We start from the raw sequence: 19,810 nt of genomic DNA on the forward strand, positions 1-19,810 counted from the left end.
GAACCCGCACACGAGAACGGCCTGCGGCAAGCGCACGTCGGCCTCCCGGACAAGGGTCGGTCCGGCTCGCACAGCTCGATGCCCAACTCCCGCCGCCTGGCCGGCTCTTCGACGACCGCTACCGGCCCGCGCTCCGGTGCGGCCGTGCCGCTACTCCGGGCGACCGGACACGGAACGCGGCACCTCGCTGCCGACGGGGGTGGACCCGCACGCGAGAATGGCCTGCGGCAAGCGCGCTTCGGCCTCCGGGACAAGGGTTGGTCAGGCTCGCACAGCTCGACGCTCAACTCCCGCCGCCCGGCCGGCTCTTCGACGACCGCTACCGGCCCGCGCTCCGGCACGGGCCGTGCCGCTACTCCGGGTGAACGGGGCGTCGTGGGCGCAGCAGCACCTCGCTGCCGACGGGGGTGAACCCGCAGGCGAGGAAGGCGCGCAGCGAGCGGGCGTTGCCGGGCGAGACGGCGGCGAAGACCGGTTCGCCTTCCGGGACGAGGGTGAGTGCGTCGGCGATCAGCGTGCGTCCGCGGCCGGGGAGGGGTTCGTCGGGGTCGTGCAGTTCGATGCTCAACTCCCGCCGTCCGGCGAGTCCTTGGGCGAGCGTGACCAGCCCGCGCGCGTCGCCGTACACCTCGACGCCGGCCCGTATGTCGCGGGCGTGCTGGACCCGGGGGTGTGCGTCCGCGCCGTCCAGCGGGCCGAGTCGGGCGGGGCCGCCGCTGCCGGGGGCGACCAGTGTCGCGTCGAGGCAGCCGATCCAGCCGCCGGGGCCGGCCAGGTGGCGCAGGAAGTCGGGCGCCATCGACTCGCCGAACCCGTCCGCCCCGTGTGCCCGCACCTCGTCGGCGGGCCGCGCCGTGGCGACCACCGCGTGTCCGGTGAACGCCACCGAGCACTCCAGCCCGCCCGCCAGCGGCCCGAGCACCGTCACCTCGCCGTCCACCGGCGGGAACACGCCTTTGGCCGCGTCCAGGAAGTACCCCAGCAGCGGATGCGACTCGACCATCCTTCTACCACCCGTCAGTTGTGGATCACTGCTCCCGAACCTACGCCGATCAGCCCCCGTCCACTGGCGGTTCGTCACGGATCCAGCGGGGCATGACGCCGAGGATCAGGTGCTCCATCGCCTGCGGCATCGGCCCGAAGCTGGCCAGTGCGCCCTCGACCAGGTAGACCTCGCCGGTCTCGTCGATGCCCAGGAAGAACCGGCCGTGGTCGAGTTCGCCGAGCGGGAAGATCCGCCGCCCGACGTCCTCCCCGAGCTCCAGGTACCGGTCCTCCTCCCCCACGGCCAGCTCGGGGTCGAGTTCGAACGGCGTGCGCGCGCAGGTGATTCCGGGCCCGTCGATGTCGACGGTCAGCCCGCCGAACTCGCGCAGGAACGCTTCCGCCGCCGCGTGCAGCTCCACACCTCCGGGCTCGAACAGCTCCCGCCACCGCCCGGTCTCCACCGCCCGCCCGGGCGTCCACCCGGACGCCGTCAGCACCCTGGTCACCTCGTCCGACCATCGGTTCATTCGTCATCCCCCTTGCCCGTCACGGTGGTTCACCTTCCCACACCGGCGCGCACGGGGCGCACTTCGGGCTGACGCACGCCTGGACGCGGTACTACGTACCACCCGATCGGCCGAGCAGGAACGCTCCGGCATCGATCGGGCTCGCGTCGGGCCGCCATCATCGTGCCGGTACCCGAACCACCGTGGCTGCGACCGGCTCCCGGCCGGCCGCAGCACGACGCCTGCGTGGTGCCACTCCTCCCGCACGGCCATTCGAAAGGGAATGCGCACGATGAAGTTCCACCACCTCGCCCGCCGGGCCCAGTCGATCGCCGCCGCGGTGGTCCTCGCCGTCGGTACCTTCACCGGCGTCTCCCCGGCCCACGCGGCCGACTCCTGCGAGCAGGCTCAGCTCCGCATCTCGCAGGACTTCGACGCCAATTCCCCCCGCCCGGCCCGGATCCAGGCCGCCGCGGCCCGTGCGCTCGGCCGCGGCCCTGCCGACCTCACCGGCTGGGCGAGCAGCTGACCCGGCGCGCCGGGCGCCGCCGTCAGGTTCCGGCGCAGTTGGTGAACGTGGCCCGGGTCCGTGCGCTGTAGATGCTCGCGCCGCCGTTGGCGTCGTACTTGAGCGGCACGGTGATGGTGTCGTCGGCGGTCCACGGGAAGCCCTGGGTGTCGAAGGTCCAGGTTCCGGTGGCCTTGGTGGCGAGTTCGGACAGCGCGACCCACCCGTACTGGCGCGGGGGCACGCTCACGGTCAGCTTGTTGCCCATCTCCTGCTTGAGGTCCACCGTGGTGGCGCCGTTGACCTCGGCGGTGACCTCGAGTTGGAGCTTGGCCAGGCCGACGTCGCCTCCGACGGACAGGCTTCCGCCGAGTTTGAAGCCGATGGTGTTGGTCCACCCTGTGGTGGTGTTGAGCGTGAACTCCCACGGGATCGTGGTCGAGGTGTCGTTGAACCAGATCGGGGAGACGCACGACTCCGGCAGCGTGAACGGCGGTGTCTGGCTGGCCGTGGACCACGAGCAGGTCGAGGTGTCCTTGTTGCACCGGGCGGCCGCGTAGTCCACGGCGGTGTTCCACGCCGTCTGGTAAACCTCGGCGGGCAGCACCCACTGCTGGTAGGGCGTGTTGTCGCAGCGGTAGGTGTACACCCAGTTGTCGGTGGCGGGCGGTATCTGGACGGTCAGGCAGGAGTTGTCGCCGACCTGGCGGATCCTGAACGCCTTCTGTGCCGATCCGGCGACCGGTTGGAAGTACCACTGTTCGGACGCGCGCCCGTCACAGGGCTGTTGCCGCAGTTGGTAGCGGGCGGTGGTGAGGTCCATGCACTTGCCGGTGGTGTTGACGATCGCGAAGCCCGAACCGAGGCTGGTGCCCGTGTTGATGCGCCACGCCGTGGCGGATCCGGGCGCCGGGTTGACCGAGATGGCCGCGTTGTCGTCGTAGCTGCCGCCCTGGACGTCCAGCAGTTTTCCGTTGCTGACGTTGGTGATCGTCAGCTGGATCAGCGCCGTGGGCGACGCGGCGCTCTCCTCGTGCGCGGCGGCGGGGGACGCCGTGATCCCCACGGCCGCGCACAGCGCCGCCGCGATGACGGTGGCCTTCCTCCAGAACGTCCTTCGCTGCCTTGATGGTTCGGTTGTCACCGGCACGATCCCTTCGTGATGCGCAGTCACTTGTCCGACTTCCAGCGGTTGCACCAGCGACAGAGCAGCTGGCCGTTCTCCGGGGATCCGGCACCACCGTGGGTCTTGGGCTCCATGTGGTCGACCTGCCACTCGTCGTTGGACGGCGTCACCCCGCGTTGCGACTTCTGCGGCTGGACGACTTCCCGGCCGCACCATTCGCAGAGGTTGCAGCCGTTGTACTTGTCCGCGTTGATCGCGACGACGTCCCGCTTGCCGGCCCGGGTGAAGTCCATGTACGCCCGGCACGCCGCGTTGTGCACCAGGAACCGGCTCGCCCCGGCCTGGACGTAGTAGGTGTGGATGGTGCTGACGCTGAGGTTGTGGACGGTCGCGTCGGCCACCTCGCCGCGGTCGTGGACGGAGGCGACCTTCAGCGCCGCGGAACCGGGCGCACCACGGACGGTGTCACCGGCCCGGACGTCGCCGGCATCGACCCAGCCGCGGTCCTCGACCCAGATGGGGTGTCCGGCGGTGGCGGTGATCGTCGCCGGCCGCGGCCCTTCGAGGCCGATGTCGATCAGGTGCTTGGTGCCGTGGCCGGTGATGACGTCCGTGACGGGTTCCGCGACGGTCCGGCCGGTGGCGGGATCGGTGGCCTGGACCTGGTCGCCTTCGCGCACCTCACCGATCGGTTTGACGGTGCCGTCGGCCATCACCACCGGGGTGTCGGGGGCGAAGGAGTTGCACGTCTTCTCGACCGCCTCGGCGGCCTTGCCGACGGTCGAGGCTTCTCTGGCCGCGGTCTTGGCGACGGTACTGGCGAGCTTGCCGCCGGGGATCATGCCGAGTGCGTCCATGGCGGCGGCCTTCTTGTTGCCCTGGGCGAGCTGGCCGGCCACCGCCACCCCGGAGGCGACCGTCCCCACCGGGCCCGGCACGTAGGCCACCACTTCCGCCGCGGTGGTCCCGACGCTGACCACCGACTTCCAGGAGAACGTCCCTGCCAGGTCCAGGCCGTTGACCGGGTCCGCGTCGACGTAGTCGTAGTCGTTGGCCGACCCGCCGGGTACCGGGTCGATCTGCAGGAAGCGGCCGAGTGCGGGCAGGTAGACCCGGGCGCCCATCTCGATGGCCTGCTGGCCGGCCAGGTGCTCGACCGGCCGCTCGTGCTGGCCCAGCCATCCGAAGTCCATCCCGCCGGCGGCGGTGGCGGGGATGGGAATGTCGGCGAAGGCACCGGTGGCGGGGTCGATGTTCTGGCCGAAGGGGTCGTAGAGGTGGAGGTCGCCGGTGCGGGCGGCGGTCCCGTCCGCGGTGAACAGCACGTCGCCGTGAATGTTCGGGTAGGACCAGTTGGTGCTGGCGGCCCGGTCGTAGTTCTTGGTCAGCAGCACGCCGCCGGGCAGCGCAACGATCCGCTGGAGCAGGCCGCCGTCCTTGTCCAGGACGAGGTCCGCGTCGTCGTGCTTGGAGCTGTACGAGTAGCGGGTGGTCCCGTTCTTCGAGCCGTCGGCGGCGCCGGTGACGGTGCGGGCCGTCAGCCGGTCGGCCGGGTCGCGCAGGTAGGAGATCGTCTTCCCGTCGGCGGTGGTGGTGGCGATGTGCCGCCTGGCGGAGTCGTAGCCCAGGGTGTCGCCGCCGATCCTGACCGTGTCGCCGTGGCTGTCGTAGCCGAAGGAGAGTGCGGTGCCGCCGCTGGTCGAGGTCAGCCGGTCGGCGCCGTCGTAGCAGTAGCCGGTGGTGACCGCCGGGGCGCCGTTGAGACTGTCGGTGGACGCGGTGCGGTTGGTGTTCGACCCGGCCGCTGCCGCCGGCCCGCAGCCGCCGGCCGGGTCGAACCGGTAGGTGAGTTGGTGGTGCGGGACGGTCGCCGCGACGAGCCGGCCCACCGTGTCGTAGGTGTAGGAGGAGGTCGCGGCGGTCTTGCCGTCCGCGGTCACCACGTCGTCGGTGACCCGGTTGTTGCGGGAGCGGGTGACCGTGTCGACGACCGTGGACGCGGAGGTCTTCCACGTCAGCGCCGTCGGTTTGCCCGAGGCGTTGCGGGCCAGCGCGTCGAGGCGGGATCCGTTGCCGTAGGCGACGCGGGCCAGTTCGGTGGCCGCGTCGTAGCCGGGGGTGGCGACGATGGTTCCGTCCAGCTTGACGTTCGTCAATTGATTGGCATCGCTCCAGGTGTAGATCACGGTGCTGGACACGCCCTTGACCGTGGTCGTGTCCGTGGTCAGGCGCCCGACCTGGTCGTACGTGGAGAGCGAGGTGACGCCGTTGGCATCGGTGTAGCGGACCTCCTGGCCGAGCAGGTCGATCACGGTGGTGATCGACCCGTTCTCGTCGCTCACCTGCGAGGTCAGCGGGTCACCGCCGACGGCGTGGTCGGTGACGACGGTGCGGGCCGGCTTGGCCCCGTACGCGGGAAAGGTCTTCTTGACCACCCGTCCGCGCGCGTCGTACGTGGTGCAGGTCCAGCCCTCCTCGCCCGCGCGCTCGGCGACGGCACGGCCGGTCTCGTCGTACACGGTCTCACCGGTGAGCGGCGTCCCGTCGGCCGGTCTGGCTTCCGTGGCGGTCTTGGCCATGCCGCCCTGGTTGGCGGCCGGAGCTTTCGGATCGCACGGGTTGGTCCGGGTCTCGGAGTCGCCGTAGTAGACCGTGGTGGCGTGCTTGTCGGGGTCGGCGAGGTCGCCGCCGGGCTTCGCGGTGGCCAGTTGGCGCAGGTACTTGTCGCCCGGCCGCTCGTAGCCGGTGCGGGTGGTCAGGCCCAGTCCGCCGGGATCGGCCGTGGTGGACACGGTGAGCCCGTACACCGGGTCGATGCCCGCCGCCGGATCCGCGTAGCTGCTGGCAATGTGCCTGGACGGTGCCCGTTCCGTGCCGCCGCCGGAGGTGTCCTCGGTGGTGGAGCCGGTCGCCCAGCCGTACCGGGGCGCGAGCATCGTCCCCGGCACCGGCACCGGCGTGCCGGTGCCGGGCGGAGTCCAGGTGAAGGCCAGTGCCCCGGTCGTACCGGAGCGGTTGTAGTAGTCGACGCGGACGCGGTGCCGGCTGCCGGCCGCGGTGTTGCGGTACGTGCCCGCAACTGCCGTGCTGGGCTTGTCGGTCCAGCTGTCGACGGTCAGCACGTCGTCCACCCACAGCCGGACGCCGTCGACCGCGGTGAACCCGAGGCCGTAGTCCCCGGCGGCGGGGAACTCGATCTCGCCGGTGAACCGCCCCGACCAGCCGGCGGTGTTCGCCACCGGCGGGCCCGACCCCCACGACCGTGCCAGCGCCCCGTCACCGGCGCCGACCCCGGTGGCGAACTCCCGCGGCACCCCCGCCAGTTCCGGGTTGTCGTAGAAGGCGGCCGACAGCCCCACCAGGCCCTCGTCGTAGCTGGTGTGACTGTGCGGCATCGTGGCCGCGCAGGCGGGTGTCGGGATCAGCCCCGTGAAGCAGGACGCCGGTGCGGGCCCGTACTTGTCGACCGGGCGGTCGGCGTGGTCGTACACCGTGGTGGAGCGCCGGCCCGCGCTGTCGACCGCGGCGGTGGCCTGGTCCTTGGCGTTCCACTCGGCGGAGATGCTCGCGCCGGTGAAGTCGGTGGTGACCAGGGTGCGTCCGGCGTCGTCGTAGGTCACGGTGCGCGAGCGGGTCGAGTCGTACACCCCGGCCAGGGCCACGGTCGCCTGGTTGCGTTCGAGGTAGTACTGGTAGAAGTGCTCGGCGCGCTTGTCGCCGGAGCGGCCGTCCGGCGCCGCCGCCAGGACCTGGACCGCGCGCAGGGCGGGCGGTTCCTGCGGGTGCTCGACCACGGAGTCGTAGCCGATCACCGTGCAGGCGGCGGCGATGTCACCGGTGTTGGTGCACCCGTTCTCCACGGACGGGGCCTGGTGGGCCACCCAGTCGTAGGCCAGGCTGCCGCGGAGGGTGGCCAGCGGCCCGATGCTGTCCAGGGCCCTCTGCTTCTCCTCCTCGTTGTCGCCGGCCTGGTCGTAGCGCTGCTTGGCCGAGGCCCGGCCGACGTAGTCGAAGTCCTGCATGGCCGCGCCGGGATTCTCGATCCTGGCCAGGGTGCCCATCTGGTACCAGAGCCGGGTCTCACTGCCGTCCCAGTAGCGGATCCGGCACAGCATCCGCGCCGGGGCCGGGTCGGAGCCCGGCGGGCGGGACACCCCGCCGTAACAGCCGTCGCTGCCATCGGTGTTGTAGAACAGCCGGTGCGACCGGCCGGAGACCGGGTCCTTGATCTCGGTCAGCCGGGGCGGCGTCCCGCTGTAGAGGTACTGCAGGGCGGCGGGCTTCTTGCCGTCCAGCACCGACTCCACCGCGGCGAGCGTGCCGTCGGGGTTGAACACCGACACCGCGTCGCCCTCGGTGACCGTGATCCGCCCCGCGCTGTCGAACGCGAGCACGCCGTCCTCCCCGACCGGGGGTGCGTAGCCGCCCGCGGAGGCCTTGGCCCAGGTGTGCTTGCCGCCGGCGGCATCGGTGAGCACGACCGAGCCGTCCAGCATCTCGGCGTGGCTGTAGCCGCTGGACTGGGCCGACAGCGTCCATCCCGGCGGCAGCGACTCCGAGTCCGAGGAGAACAGCCACTCCGTCGGCACGATCCGCGGTTCCAGGTTGTGAACGCGCTGGTCGTCGGGGCCGGTGCTGCTCTTGGCCCACAGCACCATGCAGGGACGCTGGTCGGAGTGGTGGTACAGCTCGACGCGGATCGGCACCAGCTGACCGGCGGTCAGCGCGATGTCCTGGGCCTGGTGCGGGCCGGGCAGCAGGAAGTCGTCGCCGGGATCGGCGGCCCCGGGGCTGTCGTAGACCAGCGTGTCGCCCAGCCAGACCCGCGCGCCGTCGGTGTGCGCGCCCGCGAACCGGAACTCCCCGGTCACCGGGGCCTTGAACTGGCCCTCCCAGCGCACCACGAACCAGTTCTTGTCCAGCGCGGGCGGCATCGGGTTGTCCCGCCACGGCAGGTTGTCCGGGTTACCGGTCCACGTGACGCCCCAGTCCAGGTTGACCTGGGACTCGCCGCGCACCATCACCGGGGTCGCGTCCGGGGCGCCCGCGTGCCGCGAGTCGTTGAAGTACGAGGCGCGCACACCGTGCGGTGCGCCCTGCCGGGAGTTGTAGGCGAGGTTCACTCCGGCCGATCCGCCGACGGTCTGGAACGCGGGCCCGGCGGCCTCGACGTGCGCGTTGCCGTTGAACAGGTTCACCGTCACCGGCCCCAGGTGGTCGGTCGGTGCCGGCCCCGGATCCCCCACCCGCTGGTTGACCGTGAAGTGCCCGACCCACTGCGGCGCCGTCGCCGTCGTCGCCCCGGGCGTCGAGGTGGCCGCCGTCCAGGTGTAGCGGCCGCCGTCGTGCAGCACGTGCTTGGGGACCGTCCACTGCGGCTGGTCGAGGCACCCGGAGTCCACCACGCTGCCCGAACGGCCGTCGAAGCCGGTGGAGACCTTGAAGCAGTACAGGACGCCGTCGCCGACCGCGGCCACCTGCAACACCGGCGTCTCCGTACCCACCACCGCGCCGTCGACCGGAGCGACCGGACTGGTCTGCGGTGCCGGGTCGGCGCCGGACACCGACCGCCGCGCGTCGAACCGGGTGTGCTCGCCGGTCGCCAGCGGCTTGAAGTCGGCCTTCGGCTGCCCGGGTTCGGCCTGCGGCTGCTGCTTGCCCGCCGACGGCACCGACAGGATCGGCAGATCCCTCGGCACCGGCTTCGACGCCGCCGACGCGGACGCCGCCGGCACCACCTGCGCCTGCGCCAGCGAGACCATCAGCACCATCGCCACCGCGAACACGATCAACCGCGACCACGACCGCACGGACAACCGCGCCCTGCCGCCCCCTCTGGACAAGGCCCCTCCAACGTCGTCGGTGTCCGCCGGAACCCGCGGGCCTGGGCAACAACGGAGGACATCCTCCGCGCCCACCGGGCCCCGGGGAACAGGCTCCGTCCACCTTGGCCGGAATCACCGACCCACCGAACGCCAAACGGAACACCCGCCCCACGGGCCGTCCGCCACCTCCGCCCACCCCTGTCAGGAACATGGCCAAAGACGCACCCCCGGGCACCTCGAAGCGGAGCCCCAGGACCACCGGCGCCCTACCCCCAACTTGGCCGGAACCCGCGCCGCAACACCGCGGCCTGCTCAGACCCGCATGGGCGCCCCGTCAGCACCACCCGAACGGCATCCAGCCCGGGTGGACGGCGCGCACCGCCGGGCGCCGGTCGGCGGGCACACGGGCCAGCAGGTCGTGGATCAGCCAGCCGTCGAAGTAGACGCCGCTGCGCCACGTCGGCAACGGCGGGTCGTCGCGGTCGAGTTCGGCGCGCAGCACGCTGTGGACGCGGACGGCGGCGCGCATGCGCGGGAAGGCGAGGTGCCGCCAGACCGCGAGGTCGAGCGGGACGCCGGTGACGCCGGGCGGGGTCGGCCAGGGCCGGCCGGTCTGCGGGTGGCGCGGGACGAGCGCCAGCTCGGGGTGGTGGTCCGCCGGGGGGCGGCCGGGGCCGTACAGGGCGCAGCGCTTCGTGGGCCGGTCGTCGCCGGTCGGGAAGTGGAGCATGGCGCGGCCGAACAGGCCGGCGACCCCGAGGTCGTCGAACAGGACGGGCGCGCCGTCGGCGGCGACGGCCAGGTCGACGAGGGTCACGCTCATCTCCTGCTCGCAGCGGTGGTTCCAGCGGCCGCCCGCGTCGACCGGGGGGACTGCGCAGGGCACGTGAATCAGCTCGTCCCAGTCGGCGACGGGCAGGTCGGGGCCGGCGGGGACCACGTGGACCGCGCCGGGTTCCAGCCAGACGGTCTGCCAGACCGAGCAGTCGTCCTCACGTACGCCGACGGGGTGCCCGCAGTGGGCGCAGGCCAGGTTGGGGCCGTACCCGCCGGTGATGCCGCAGCAGTATCCGTCGGCGCCGTCGACGATCAGCGTGGTGCCGGTGTCGTCGCCGGGTGCCAGCAGGATCCGTCCGGGCGCGCCGTCCGACAGGCTGTACACGGGGTCGTGGTAGCCGCGGGCCTCCGCCTCGCCGTCGGCGAGTTCCTCCCAGCGCCGCCAGGGCGGGCCGGACGGTTCCGGGTCGATCGCGTAACTTCCGGCGTCCATCAGGGCGGGCAGGCGCACGCCATTGCCCACTGTGTGATGGGCGTAGGGCGGAAGCCGGACCCGGCCGAGCGGCCGGGTGAGTGCGCTCGCACAGTGCGCGCACGCGAAGAACTCCAACGGGCACCCTCCTTCGACGATCGACTCAAGATCGCACACCAACAGGTTTGGGCGCAAAAGGATTTCGACAGTGCGTCAAGCCCGGCAGCCGCGCGTTCAGCCCTGTTCGCGCAGCGCCCGGTCGACCTGGTCGCGTTCGTAGCCGAACCGGACGATGTCGAACGCGGCAGGGCGCGGCCGCTGTTCGGGCGGCAGGGCGAGGTGGGCGTCCACCTGCTGCCGGTCGTAGCCGCGCCGCACCACGTCGAACGGGGCGGCGGGATCCGGGACTTCGGTGGGGGCGGTTCGGCGCTGCCACCAGCGGGTGCGGTGTTCCTCGGTCATGGTGGCGGTCCTCCCCGTCGGCGACATCTCCCGGGGATGCTACCCGCCGGACCGGTCGGCACCATGGCGCGCCATCAGTGGCACCATCTGGCACCCATCCATCTCCGCTGGTCAGAGCAGCCAGGCACGAGAGACCAACCATCCGATGCCGCAAGGAACTTGTCGTGGCATCAGAGTGATGCCACTATGGAGCCATGGACCTCACCCCGTATGTCGACAACCTCCGGCGCGAGTTGGCGGTGGCCGCCGAGGCCGGCGGGCCCGAGGCCCGCGAACTGGCCGACCGACTGACGGCCCCGCTGGAGTCGGCGACCCGGCTGACCATGCTCCACGTGCTCTCGGCCGCGATGGCCGAGGTCACCCGCGAGATCGCCCCGGGCTCGGTCGACGTCCGACTGCGCGGCCTGGACCCGGACTTCGTGGTCACCGCACCGCCCGCCGAGCCCGCCCCCGTCGCGCCCGCGCTCGCACCCGAAGCACCCGCCCCCGCCGAACTGCCCGCCGCCGAGGACGACGGCGGCCAGGCCAGGATCAACCTGCGCCTGCCGGCCCAGTTGAAGGCGCGCGCCGAGGAGGCCGCCGCCCGCGAGGGGCTGTCGGTCAACGCCTGGCTGGTGCGGGCGGTGGCGTCCGCCGTCGAGGGCGGGGCCCGTCCGCGCGCGCAGGCGGAGCGTTCGCAGACGTTCGGCCAGGGCTACACCGGCTGGGTCCGCTGACCGAGCGCCCGCACCACCCCGCATCGCCCCGACACCCGACGACCGAGCCCCGACGCCTCTGACGACCCATGAGGACGGTACTGCCATGCCTTCTTTCGACACTCCCGAGCCGATCTCGCTGAACGTCCAGGTGTACGCGGGCTCGGTGCACGTCATCGCGACCGACCGCGCCGACACCGTGGTCGAGGCCCGGCCGCGCGACCCGGACCGGGAGGTGGACGTGCGCGCCGCCGAGCAGACCGAGGTCGGCTTCGCGGGCGGCGTGCTGACCGTCCGCACCCCCAAGCAGCGCTACCCGCTGGGCCGGACCGGCATGGTGGACGTGTCCGTCGAGCTGCCGGCCGGCTCGCACCTGGAGGCCGGCGGCGCGTGGACGCAGGTGCTCGGCGAGGGCCCGCTCGGCGAGGTGCGGGTGAAGACCGCCTCCGGCGACGTCCGGCTGGACAGCACCGGGCCGCTCCAACTGTCGGCCGCACACGGGTCGGTGACCGTCGAGGAGGTCCGGGGCCGGGCCGAGATCAGCACCAGTTCGGGCAGCGTCCGGGTGGGGCTGCTGGACGGCCCGGCGGTGGTGAAGAACTCGCACGGCAGCACCACCGTCGCGCTCGCCACCGCCGACCTCCAGGTGAGCGGCGCCAACGGCGACATCACCGTCGAACGGGCCGAGGCCTCGCTGCGCGCCAGCACCGCCCGGGGCACCCTGCTGGTGGGCGAAGTGGTGCGCGGCAGCGTGCAGTTGGAGACCGGCTTCGGCACGATCGAGATCGGCGTCCGGACCGGCACGGCCGCCTGGCTGGACGTCGGCGCGCAGCGCGGGCAGATCCGCAACGCGCTCACCGGCGCGGACGGACCGGAGCAGGGCGAGGAGACCGTCGAGGTCCGCGCCCGCACCCGCTTCGGCAACATCGACATCCGCCGCGCCCGCGCCTGACCGACACCTCCTCAACTTCCTTTCCACGCACACCCGTTTCCCACCGGGAGGACACATGCCCACGTTAGCCATGCCCGCGTCCAGGAAGGCGCCGCACGGCCCCGCCGTCACCGTGATCGGCCTGCGCAAGTCGTACGGGGACAAGACCGTCCTCGACGGCATCGACCTCACCATCCCCGCCGGCACGGTGTTCGCCCTGCTCGGGCCGAACGGCGCCGGCAAGACCACCACGGTGGAGATCCTCTCCACCCTGGTCGGTGCCGGCGGCGGCCAGGCGCAGATCGCCGGCCACGACCTGGCCACCGACCCGGACGGGGTGCGCTCGGCGATCGGCGTCACGGGGCAGTTCGCCGCGCTGGACGACCTGCTCACCGCCGAGGAGAACCTGCTCCTGATGGCCGACCTGCTGCGTCTCCCCCGGGCTCAAGGGCGAGCCCGCGCAAGGGAGTTGCTCCGGCTCTTCGACATCGCGGAGGCGGCCGGCCGGCGCGCCGCGACCTTCTCCGGCGGGATGCGCCGCCGGCTCGACCTGGCCATGACGCTGGTCGGCGACCCGCAGGTGATCTTCCTGGACGAGCCCAGCACCGGCCTCGACCCGCGCAGCCGCCGCACCATGTGGGAGACCGTGCGCGGCCTCGTCGCCCGCGGCACCACCGTCTTCCTGACCACCCAGTACCTGGAGGAGGCCGACCAACTCGCCGACCGGATCGCCGTCCTGGACGGCGGCCGGATCGTCGCCGAGGGCAGCCCCGACGAGCTGAAGGCGCGCATCCCCGGCAGCCACGTCCGCCTGCGCCTCGCCGACCCGGCCGGCTACGCCCGTGCCTGCGCCGCTTTCCCTGGCGCGAGCCGTGACGCGGAGAACCTCGCGCTGCGCATCCCCGGCGACGCCGGCCTGGACGCCCTGCGCGGCGTGATCGACCGGCTGGACGCGGCCGGTGTGCCCGCCGCCGACTTCTCCGTGCACACCCCGGACCTGGACGACGTCTTCCTCGCCCTGACCGGCACGGCCACTACAAGCACGTTCACCGCCGAGGAGACCCCGCGATGAGCAGCACCCTCGCCCTGGCCGCGCACGACTCGATGACCATGCTGCGCCGCAACCTCAAGCACGCGGCCCGCTACCCGGCGCTCTCGTTCAGCTCGGCGATGACGCCGATCCTGATGCTGCTGCTGTTCGTCTACGCCTTCGGCGACTCGATGGGCGCCGGTCTCGGCTCCGGCCCGGGCGGCGGACGCGACGCCTACCTCGCCTACCTGACGCCCGGCATCGTGGTGATGGGTCTGGCGGCGGGCTCGATGACCACCTCGGTCGCGATCTGCTCCGACATGACGGGCGGCATCATCAACCGCTTCCGCACCATGAACATCACCCGGTCCTCGTTCATGACCGGCCATGTGATCGGCAGCGTGATCCAGACCATGCTCAGCGTGCTGCTGGTGGTCGCGGTGACGCTGGGGCTCGGCTACCGGTCGCACGCGGGCATGCTGGCGTGGCTGGCGGCGCTCGGGCTGATCGTGGCGATCGCGGTGGCCGTGACGTGGCTGTCGGTGGCACTCGGGCTGATCTCGAAGACCGTGGAGTCGGCCAGCAACAAGCCGATGATGATCCAGTTCCTGCCGTTCCTGGGCTCGGCGTTCGTGCCGGCCGGCTCGATGGCGCCCGGGCTGCGCCTGTTCGCCGAGTACCAGCCGTTCACCCCGATGACGGAGGCGCTGCGCGGGCTGCTGTCCGGGACGGCGGTCGGCTCCAGCGGCTGGGTGTCGCTGGCGTGGTGCGCGGGCATCGGCGCGGTCGGCTACGCCTGGTCGCGTGCGCTGTTCAACCGCAGCACCACCCGCTGAGCGGCGAGCGGCCTGACGCACCATCAGGCCGCTTGCTGCATGCGTCAGTTGACCGGCGCGTACACTCGCTCGATCTGCTGGGTGCCGCTCCGGGTGCGGTACGAGCGGCTCCACTTGGTGGTGGCGTCGGGCTTGGTGCGGTCGGAGAGCACGTAGTAGTCCATCTGCGCCCGCTCGGCGGTGATGTCGAGGACGCCGTAGCCGTGCGAGTCCAGGTCGGTCCACTTGATGTGGCCGTTCGCGGACTGGATCGCGGCGGAGGCCACCAGGGACAGCGTGTGCGGGGCGACCTTGAGGATGTCGTCGATGTTGTCGGAGCTGACCGAGGTGACCACGAACTCGGTGGCGGCGCTGCCGGAGGCCGGGTAGGTGGCGGCCTCGAAGGGCACGTCGCAGGCCCAGGCGGAGTGGATGTCGCCGGTGAGGAACACCGTGTTGGTGATGTGCCGGTCCTTCAGGTGGCCGAGCAGCTCGCGCCGGTCGTGGGTGTAGCCGTCCCACTGGTCGGTGTTGACGGCCAGCCCCTCGCCGGGCAGGCCGAGCAACTGGGCGAGCGGGCGCAGCAGGTAGTCCGGCAGCGCCAGGAACGCGACGGGCGAGATCATCACCTCGTTGCCGACCAGCCGCCAGGTGGTGTCGGAGGCGGCCAATCCGGCCTTAAGCCAGTCGAGTTGGGCCCGGCCGGTGATGGTCCGGTCGGCGGAGTCGACGTCGCCGTTGCCGACGCCGGCCTGCTGCGAGCGGAACGAGCGCAGGTCGAGCAGGTGCAGGTCGGCGAGTTTGCCGTAGCGCAGCCGCCGGTAGGTGGTGCCGGCGATGGACGGGCGGACCGGCATCCACTCGAAGTACGCCTGCTTCGCGGCAGTCACCCGGGCGCTCCAGTCGCCCTCGGTGCCGGGGGTGTGGTTCTCGGCGCCGCCGGACCAGGCGTCGTTGGCGAACTCGTGGTCGTCCCAGATCGCGACGGTGGGGACGGCGGCGTGCAGCGCCTGGAGGTCCGGATCGGTCTTGTAACGGCCGTGCCGGGTGCGGTAGTCGGCGAGCGTGATGATCTCGTTCGCGGGGGCGTGCGGACGCACCACGGTGCCACGGGTGCCGTAGGCGCCGGACGCGTACTCGTAGATGTAGTCGCCGAGGAACAGGAACACGTCGAGGTCGCCGCGGGCGGCCAGGTGGCGGTAGGCGGAGAAGTAGCCGGCCTCCCAGTTGGCGCAGGACGCGACGCCCAGGCGGAGCCGGTCCACGGCGGCGTCGGCGGCGGGTGCGGTGCGGGTGCGGCCGGTGGGCGAGACGGCGTCGCCGGCCAGGAAGCGGTACCAGTAGGCGGTGTCGGGGCGCAGGCCGCGGACGTCGGCCTTGACGGTGTGGTCGGTGGCGGCGGTGGTGGTGACGGTGCCTTGGGCGACGACGGCGGTGAAGGCGCGGTCGGTGGCGAGCTGCCACTGGACGGCGGTGTCGGGCCCGAGTCCGGAGCCGGGCACGGCGGTGGCGCCGGGGGTGACCCGGGTCCACAGCAGGATGCCGTCGGGCAGCGGGTCGCCGGAGGCGATGCCGTGCAGGAACTGTGCCCCGCCGGCGGCGACTGCGCTGCCGGCGGTGGCGGCGAGGGGCAGGGCGAGAGCCCCGGCGGTGAGGGCGGCCGCCTGGATGACCTGGCGGCGCGCGGGGCGGGCGGTGGGCGCGGTGGCGGTGGGTTCGGTCACACCACCTGAGATTTACCGACGGGTAATGCCTTGTCCAGAGCCCGAGTTGACTATTCCTCAAGGCTTCACCACGATATCGCCAAGACGATCAGGTCGCCCACGAACCCTCCGGGGGCCGCACGCAAGGGGCTGACGCCCGGCCGGCGGCGGTCAGGTGGTCCCGGCCGTCACCATCCTGATCTGGCCGTCCGGATATTCGACGTACCCGCGCGCGACCACCGGCTGATTCATGCCGAACACCATCGGCGTCCAGAACGGCGGCGTCTTGCCCTCCAACGACTGGCAGTCGGCCGGGAAGCACATCTTGTCGGTCTGGCTGACGATCTCGGTCCGGCCCCGCCAGCCGGCCGGAAGGTGCAGGGCCGACCAGTTGGTGCCGCACCTCGGGGAGTACCAGTTCACCACCTTGCCGATCACCTGACCCTCGTACTCGATGTCCGTGACGTGCCCCTGCTGCACGCCCTCGCCCCAGCACGGCGTCGCGTTGGGGTCCTTGTGCTGGCATCCGTAGCCCGGCGCTCCCCCGCCGCAGTCCTCGGACGGGATCGGGTCGCTGCCCGGCGGGAAGTTGCCCGCGAGCGCCGCGTGCCCCTTGGAGCCGTCGGACCGGGCCGGCACGAGCAGCAGAGTCACGGTCGCGGTGAGCGCGGAGGAGAGCAGCACGGCGAGCAGCAGCGCCCACCATCGCGTGCGCACCACCACGACCGGCTCGGGCTCCGGCACCCGCATGGGCTGCGGGTCGATCGTCGGCGCCTCGGGCTCCGGCCCTTCCACTGCGGGGAAGGACTGCTCCTCGGCCGCGTCCCACCACCCCCGCCAGCGGTCGATGTCCTTGCGCCCGCACGCCTGGACGAACGCCGCGACGACGTCCCAGGACGGCAGGCGTCTTCCGTTCTCCGCCAGCGAGAGCGTGCTGTGCGAGTACCCGGAGATCGCCGCGAGTTGACGGAGCGTCAGTCCGGACTCCCGCCGCACCTCGCGCAGCCGTTCGGCGAACCTCGCGGCAGCGCCGTTCCCCTCCAGTGGAGCCTGTCTGCGTGCCATCCGTTCCCCCTGGGGGTCTTGGCCTGCCAACGCTGTTTGATTGTTCAGCGTTGTTCGGCGGCGTCAAGCCCCACACGGGCGCGGTGGAGGGCCTGTTCGGTCCTGGTGAACCCGCGCTTCAACCCTCTGGCCTGCGCGGTCGGCTGCTGCTGCACTCCTCCCATCGGACGCGGCGAACGTCGCGACGGACCCGAGGAGTTGACATGCGAGTGAGGAAAGCGGCGGCCGCGCTGGCGGCGACGGTCGCCCTGGTGACCGGCGGCATCATCGGCGGGACGGGACAGGCGCAGGCGGCGACCGCGCCGTGCGGCGGGATCGGGGAGCCGATCGACGGCCAGCCCGGACTCACCTGGAACGGCTGCGTCTACGCGACCGACGGCCTGTACTTCCGCTGGCACACCGCCGGCGGCACGGTCAGCTGGAACGACCCGCTGACGATCGCCCTGCCCTACCGCACCAAGGTCTGGATCTACTGCACGCTGCCGGGCCCGGCGGTGACCGGCAACTACGGCCCCACCACGGTCTGGGACGCGGTGGGTTACTACCAGCGGCCGGGCGGGCCGGTGGAGTGGTTCGCGTCGTACGACCACTCGGTCACCACCGACGCCTGGATCTACACCGGGACCAGCCAGCCCGTCGGAACCACCTGCAACTAGGTTCTGTCCGGCCTCGCGCGAGTTCAACTGTCGCTTCTGGACGGATAGTTGATCCCGCATGCAGGTCACTTCCCTGCCGTCGGTCCGAGTCCGCTCCGGGCCACGGACCGGCGGCGGGGCATCCGGGCGAATTTCGGCTGACGCGGGCCCGGCGGTGCGGCAGGATGTCCGACTGCCGTCCTGACGAGCGAAAGGCAGCCCGCATGCCGCACCCAGCACCCCGGCCGACACCCGAACCGTCCGAACTCCTCACCGCCGAACTGGTGGTGGACATCGCCGCCGCCGTGGCACCGGCCGTCTCGCCGGACGGCCGTCTGGTCGCCCACGCGGTGGTCGCGAGCGACGGAAGCGGGTCCATCCGGGTCGCCGCCGCCGACGGCAGCACTCCCCCGCGCCGGCTGACCGACGGCACGGCCCGTGACCGCGCCCCGAAGTGGGCGCCGGACTCGGCCACGCTCTTCTTCACCTCCGACCGCGAGGAGCACGGCACCGCCCAACTCCACCGAATCCGCCTGGACGGCAACCAGGACACGGCCGAGGCCCTGACCACCTGGCGCGGCGGCGTCACCGGCCACCACCCGCTCCTCGACGGCCACACCGTCGCCGTGCTCGCCGCGGACGAGCCCACCGCCGAGGACGAACGCCGGAAGGCCGAACGCGACGACGCCAAGGTCTGGGGCCGGCACCTTCCCCCCACCCGGCTGCGCCTGCTCGACCTGGAGACCGGCGGGCTTCGCACCGTGGACGGCCTCGGCGACCGGCATGTGGTCGAGCTGGCGCAGCGTCCGGACGGCGGCCCGCTGGCGGTGCTGAGCTGGTCCACCGCCGAGCTCGATCCCGGCGTCATGACGGCTCAACTGCACGTGGTGGACCCGGAATCGGCCGACGTCCACGAGCTGGGCCCGGTCGGGAGCGAGGCGCAGTCCCCGGCCTGGTGGCAGCACGACGGCGTCTGGCATCTGGCCCACCTGGCCACCACCCCTCCGCACCTGGTCGGCGGGCTCGCCGTGCTCGACACCGTCCCGCCGGCGGCCGGCCCGGCCGTCGAGCACCGCAACCTCACCGCCGGTATGACCGTCTGCCCGACCGAACTGGTGCAGGTCGCGGACGGGCCTCCGCTCGCGCTGTTCGCCGACGGGCTGGACACCGCGCTGTACCGGCTCCATCCGGAGTCCCTGCGGTTCCACCGCTTGTCGGATGCCCCCGGCCTGCTCGCCGGGCTCACCGCGAGCCGCTCGGGGGAGACCGTGGCCCTGCTGGCGAGCACGGCGCACGAGCCCAAGAACGTCCACGCCGGGCCAACTGGCGGACCACTGCTGCGACTCGGCGACACCGCGCCGGAACTGCGCGGGATCCGCTGGGGAGTTCAGGAGCGCCTCGGCTACCGGGCTTCCGACGGACTCCAGTTGGACGGCCTGCTGATCCTGCCGGCCGGCCGGACCCGGGACGACGGACCGTTCCCGCTCGTCACCCTGGTCCACGGCGGCCCGTACTTCCGTCACGCGGACGAGTTCACCCTCAACGCGGTCGACTGCGGCCAGTGGCTGGCGACCGCCGGGTACGCGGTCTTCCTGCCCAACCCCCGCGGTGGTTCGGGGCGCGGCCACGAGTTCGCCGCGACGGTCGCGGGCGCGGTCGGCGGCGACGAATGGACCGACATTCTCGGCGGAATCGACCTGCTGGTGGCCGAGGGCGTCGCCGACCCCGGGCGGCTGGGAATCTCCGGCTGGAGCCACGGGGGCTTCATCGCGGCCTGGGCGGCGGGCCGTTCGGACAGGTTCAAGGCCGCCGTCATGGGTGCGGGCATCAGCGACTGGGGCATGCAGGCCGGGACGGGCGACTGGGCGAGCGTCGACGCGGCGCTCGGCGGCAGCACCGGCTGGGACGGCCCGGGGCCACACGTCCACGACCGCAACAGCCCCATCTCCTACGCCTCCCGGATCCGCACCCCGATCCTGATCCTGCACGGCGAGGAGGACACCAACGTCCCGCTGAGCCAGGCCATCCACTTCCACCGCGCCCTCCGCCACTTCGGCGTCGAGCACGAGTTCGTCGTCTACCCCCGCGAGGGCCACGGCCTCACCGAACGCGCCCACCAGCTCGACGCCCTCCGCCGCATCCGCGCCTGGTTCGCCCGCTGGCTGTAGACCCGCCCCAGCGGGCCGTCAACTCCGCACTCCCCCTCGTACGGGTGAGGTCGGGGGCGGCACGCGCCCCGCACCAGCGGGTCTGCGGTGGGGCGGCGCTGGGGG

15 protein-coding genes are annotated in these 19,810 nt (G+C 72.4%); 7 read left to right on the forward strand and 8 right to left on the reverse strand.

Annotated elements, in window-relative coordinates; all coding sequences use genetic code 11:
- Nucleotides 1-352 precede the first annotated feature (352 nt).
- Nucleotides 353-1,003 carry a hypothetical protein gene (locus tag ACFYST_RS34055; protein WP_387868092.1) on the reverse strand — a complete coding sequence of 217 codons (651 nt, stop codon included), beginning with the start codon at nucleotides 1,001-1,003 and terminating at the stop codon, nucleotides 353-355.
- 49 nt (nucleotides 1,004-1,052) lie between these two features.
- Complete coding sequence (locus tag ACFYST_RS34060) at nucleotides 1,053-1,514, reverse strand: SUKH-3 domain-containing protein (protein WP_387868095.1); 462 nt, start codon at nucleotides 1,512-1,514, stop codon at nucleotides 1,053-1,055.
- A gap of 271 nt (nucleotides 1,515-1,785) precedes the next feature.
- Here ACFYST_RS34060 and ACFYST_RS34065 point away from each other — a divergent pair, with 271 nt between their 5' ends.
- Complete coding sequence (locus ACFYST_RS34065) at nucleotides 1,786-2,022, forward strand: hypothetical protein (protein WP_387868098.1); 237 nt, start codon at nucleotides 1,786-1,788, stop codon at nucleotides 2,020-2,022.
- A 22-nt stretch (nucleotides 2,023-2,044) separates the two neighbouring features.
- Here ACFYST_RS34065 and ACFYST_RS34070 read toward each other — a convergent pair whose 3' ends face one another.
- The 4 genes from ACFYST_RS34070 to ACFYST_RS34085 form a co-directional block, all read right to left on the reverse strand.
- Complete coding sequence (locus ACFYST_RS34070; protein ID WP_387868100.1) at nucleotides 2,045-3,145, reverse strand: ricin-type beta-trefoil lectin domain protein; 1,101 nt, start codon at nucleotides 3,143-3,145, stop codon at nucleotides 2,045-2,047.
- Between the two features lie 26 nt (nucleotides 3,146-3,171).
- Nucleotides 3,172-8,898 (reverse strand): PA14 domain-containing protein, encoded by a 5,727-nt coding sequence (locus ACFYST_RS34075; RefSeq protein ID WP_387868132.1) that lies wholly within the window; start codon nucleotides 8,896-8,898, stop codon nucleotides 3,172-3,174.
- Nucleotides 8,899-9,286: 388 nt separating this feature from the next.
- Complete coding sequence (locus ACFYST_RS34080) at nucleotides 9,287-10,339, reverse strand: hypothetical protein (protein ID WP_387868102.1); 1,053 nt, start codon at nucleotides 10,337-10,339, stop codon at nucleotides 9,287-9,289.
- Between the two features lie 96 nt (nucleotides 10,340-10,435).
- Nucleotides 10,436-10,663 carry a hypothetical protein gene (locus tag ACFYST_RS34085; RefSeq protein WP_387868106.1) on the reverse strand — a complete coding sequence of 76 codons (228 nt, stop codon included), beginning with the start codon at nucleotides 10,661-10,663 and terminating at the stop codon, nucleotides 10,436-10,438.
- A 194-nt stretch (nucleotides 10,664-10,857) separates the two neighbouring features.
- On the opposite strand from ACFYST_RS34085, the gene ACFYST_RS34090 reads away from it, so the two are divergent.
- The 4 genes from ACFYST_RS34090 to ACFYST_RS34105 all read left to right on the forward strand — a co-directional run bounded on the left by ACFYST_RS34090 (nucleotide 10,858) and on the right by ACFYST_RS34105 (nucleotide 14,155).
- Nucleotides 10,858-11,379, forward strand: coding sequence for a toxin-antitoxin system HicB family antitoxin (locus tag ACFYST_RS34090; RefSeq protein WP_387868108.1), 522 nt, complete (start codon nucleotides 10,858-10,860; stop codon nucleotides 11,377-11,379).
- An 85-nt stretch (nucleotides 11,380-11,464) separates the two neighbouring features.
- Nucleotides 11,465-12,310, forward strand: coding sequence for a DUF4097 domain-containing protein (locus ACFYST_RS34095; RefSeq protein WP_387868110.1), 846 nt, complete (start codon nucleotides 11,465-11,467; stop codon nucleotides 12,308-12,310).
- A gap of 55 nt (nucleotides 12,311-12,365) precedes the next feature.
- On the forward strand, nucleotides 12,366-13,361 hold the full coding sequence (locus tag ACFYST_RS34100) for an ATP-binding cassette domain-containing protein (protein ID WP_387868112.1): 996 nt from the start codon (nucleotides 12,366-12,368) through the stop codon (nucleotides 13,359-13,361).
- Nucleotides 13,358-14,155 (forward strand): ABC transporter permease, encoded by a 798-nt coding sequence (locus tag ACFYST_RS34105; protein WP_387868114.1) that lies wholly within the window; start codon nucleotides 13,358-13,360, stop codon nucleotides 14,153-14,155. The genes ACFYST_RS34100 and ACFYST_RS34105 overlap by 4 nt, the downstream gene beginning before the upstream one ends.
- A 44-nt stretch (nucleotides 14,156-14,199) precedes the next feature.
- Here ACFYST_RS34105 and ACFYST_RS34110 read toward each other — a convergent pair whose 3' ends face one another.
- Together ACFYST_RS34110 and ACFYST_RS34115 are read right to left on the reverse strand one after the other, a co-directional pair.
- Entirely contained in the window at nucleotides 14,200-15,858 is a 1,659-nt protein-coding gene (locus ACFYST_RS34110) for an alkaline phosphatase D family protein (RefSeq protein WP_387868115.1), read from the reverse strand.
- A gap of 150 nt (nucleotides 15,859-16,008) precedes the next feature.
- Complete coding sequence (locus tag ACFYST_RS34115) at nucleotides 16,009-16,902, reverse strand: helix-turn-helix domain-containing protein (RefSeq protein ID WP_387868117.1); 894 nt, start codon at nucleotides 16,900-16,902, stop codon at nucleotides 16,009-16,011.
- A 203-nt stretch (nucleotides 16,903-17,105) separates the two neighbouring features.
- Between ACFYST_RS34115 and ACFYST_RS34120 the strand changes: the two genes are divergently transcribed.
- Both ACFYST_RS34120 and ACFYST_RS34125 read left to right on the forward strand, forming a co-directional pair.
- Complete coding sequence (locus tag ACFYST_RS34120) at nucleotides 17,106-17,558, forward strand: hypothetical protein (protein ID WP_387868119.1); 453 nt, start codon at nucleotides 17,106-17,108, stop codon at nucleotides 17,556-17,558.
- Between the two features lie 203 nt (nucleotides 17,559-17,761).
- Entirely contained in the window at nucleotides 17,762-19,705 is a 1,944-nt protein-coding gene (locus ACFYST_RS34125) for a S9 family peptidase (protein ID WP_387868120.1), read from the forward strand.
- Nucleotides 19,706-19,810 lie beyond the last annotated feature (105 nt).

The sequence above is a fragment of the Kitasatospora sp. NPDC004614 genome (assembly GCF_042873675.1).
Lineage (GTDB): Bacteria > Actinomycetota > Actinomycetes > Streptomycetales > Streptomycetaceae > Kitasatospora.

Bases quoted from the DNA above. Each gene is read 5' to 3' on its own strand.
- ACFYST_RS34055 (WP_387868092.1), bottom strand. From the start codon at position 1,003: ATGGTCGAGTCGCATCCGCTGCTGGGGTACTTCCTGGACGCGGCCAAA.
- ACFYST_RS34060 (WP_387868095.1), bottom strand. From the start codon at position 1,514: ATGAACCGATGGTCGGACGAGGTGACCAGGGTGCTGACGGCGTCCGGG.
- ACFYST_RS34065 (WP_387868098.1), top strand. From the start codon at position 1,786: ATGAAGTTCCACCACCTCGCCCGCCGGGCCCAGTCGATCGCCGCCGCG.
- ACFYST_RS34075 (WP_387868132.1), bottom strand. From the start codon at position 8,898: ATGGTGCTGATGGTCTCGCTGGCGCAGGCGCAGGTGGTGCCGGCGGCG.
- ACFYST_RS34085 (WP_387868106.1), bottom strand. From the start codon at position 10,663: ATGACCGAGGAACACCGCACCCGCTGGTGGCAGCGCCGAACCGCCCCC.
- ACFYST_RS34090 (WP_387868108.1), top strand. From the start codon at position 10,858: ATGGACCTCACCCCGTATGTCGACAACCTCCGGCGCGAGTTGGCGGTG.
- ACFYST_RS34095 (WP_387868110.1), top strand. From the start codon at position 11,465: ATGCCTTCTTTCGACACTCCCGAGCCGATCTCGCTGAACGTCCAGGTG.
- ACFYST_RS34100 (WP_387868112.1), top strand. From the start codon at position 12,366: ATGCCCACGTTAGCCATGCCCGCGTCCAGGAAGGCGCCGCACGGCCCC.
- ACFYST_RS34105 (WP_387868114.1), top strand. From the start codon at position 13,358: ATGAGCAGCACCCTCGCCCTGGCCGCGCACGACTCGATGACCATGCTG.
- ACFYST_RS34115 (WP_387868117.1), bottom strand. From the start codon at position 16,902: ATGGCACGCAGACAGGCTCCACTGGAGGGGAACGGCGCTGCCGCGAGG.
- ACFYST_RS34120 (WP_387868119.1), top strand. From the start codon at position 17,106: ATGCGAGTGAGGAAAGCGGCGGCCGCGCTGGCGGCGACGGTCGCCCTG.
- ACFYST_RS34125 (WP_387868120.1), top strand. From the start codon at position 17,762: ATGCCGCACCCAGCACCCCGGCCGACACCCGAACCGTCCGAACTCCTC.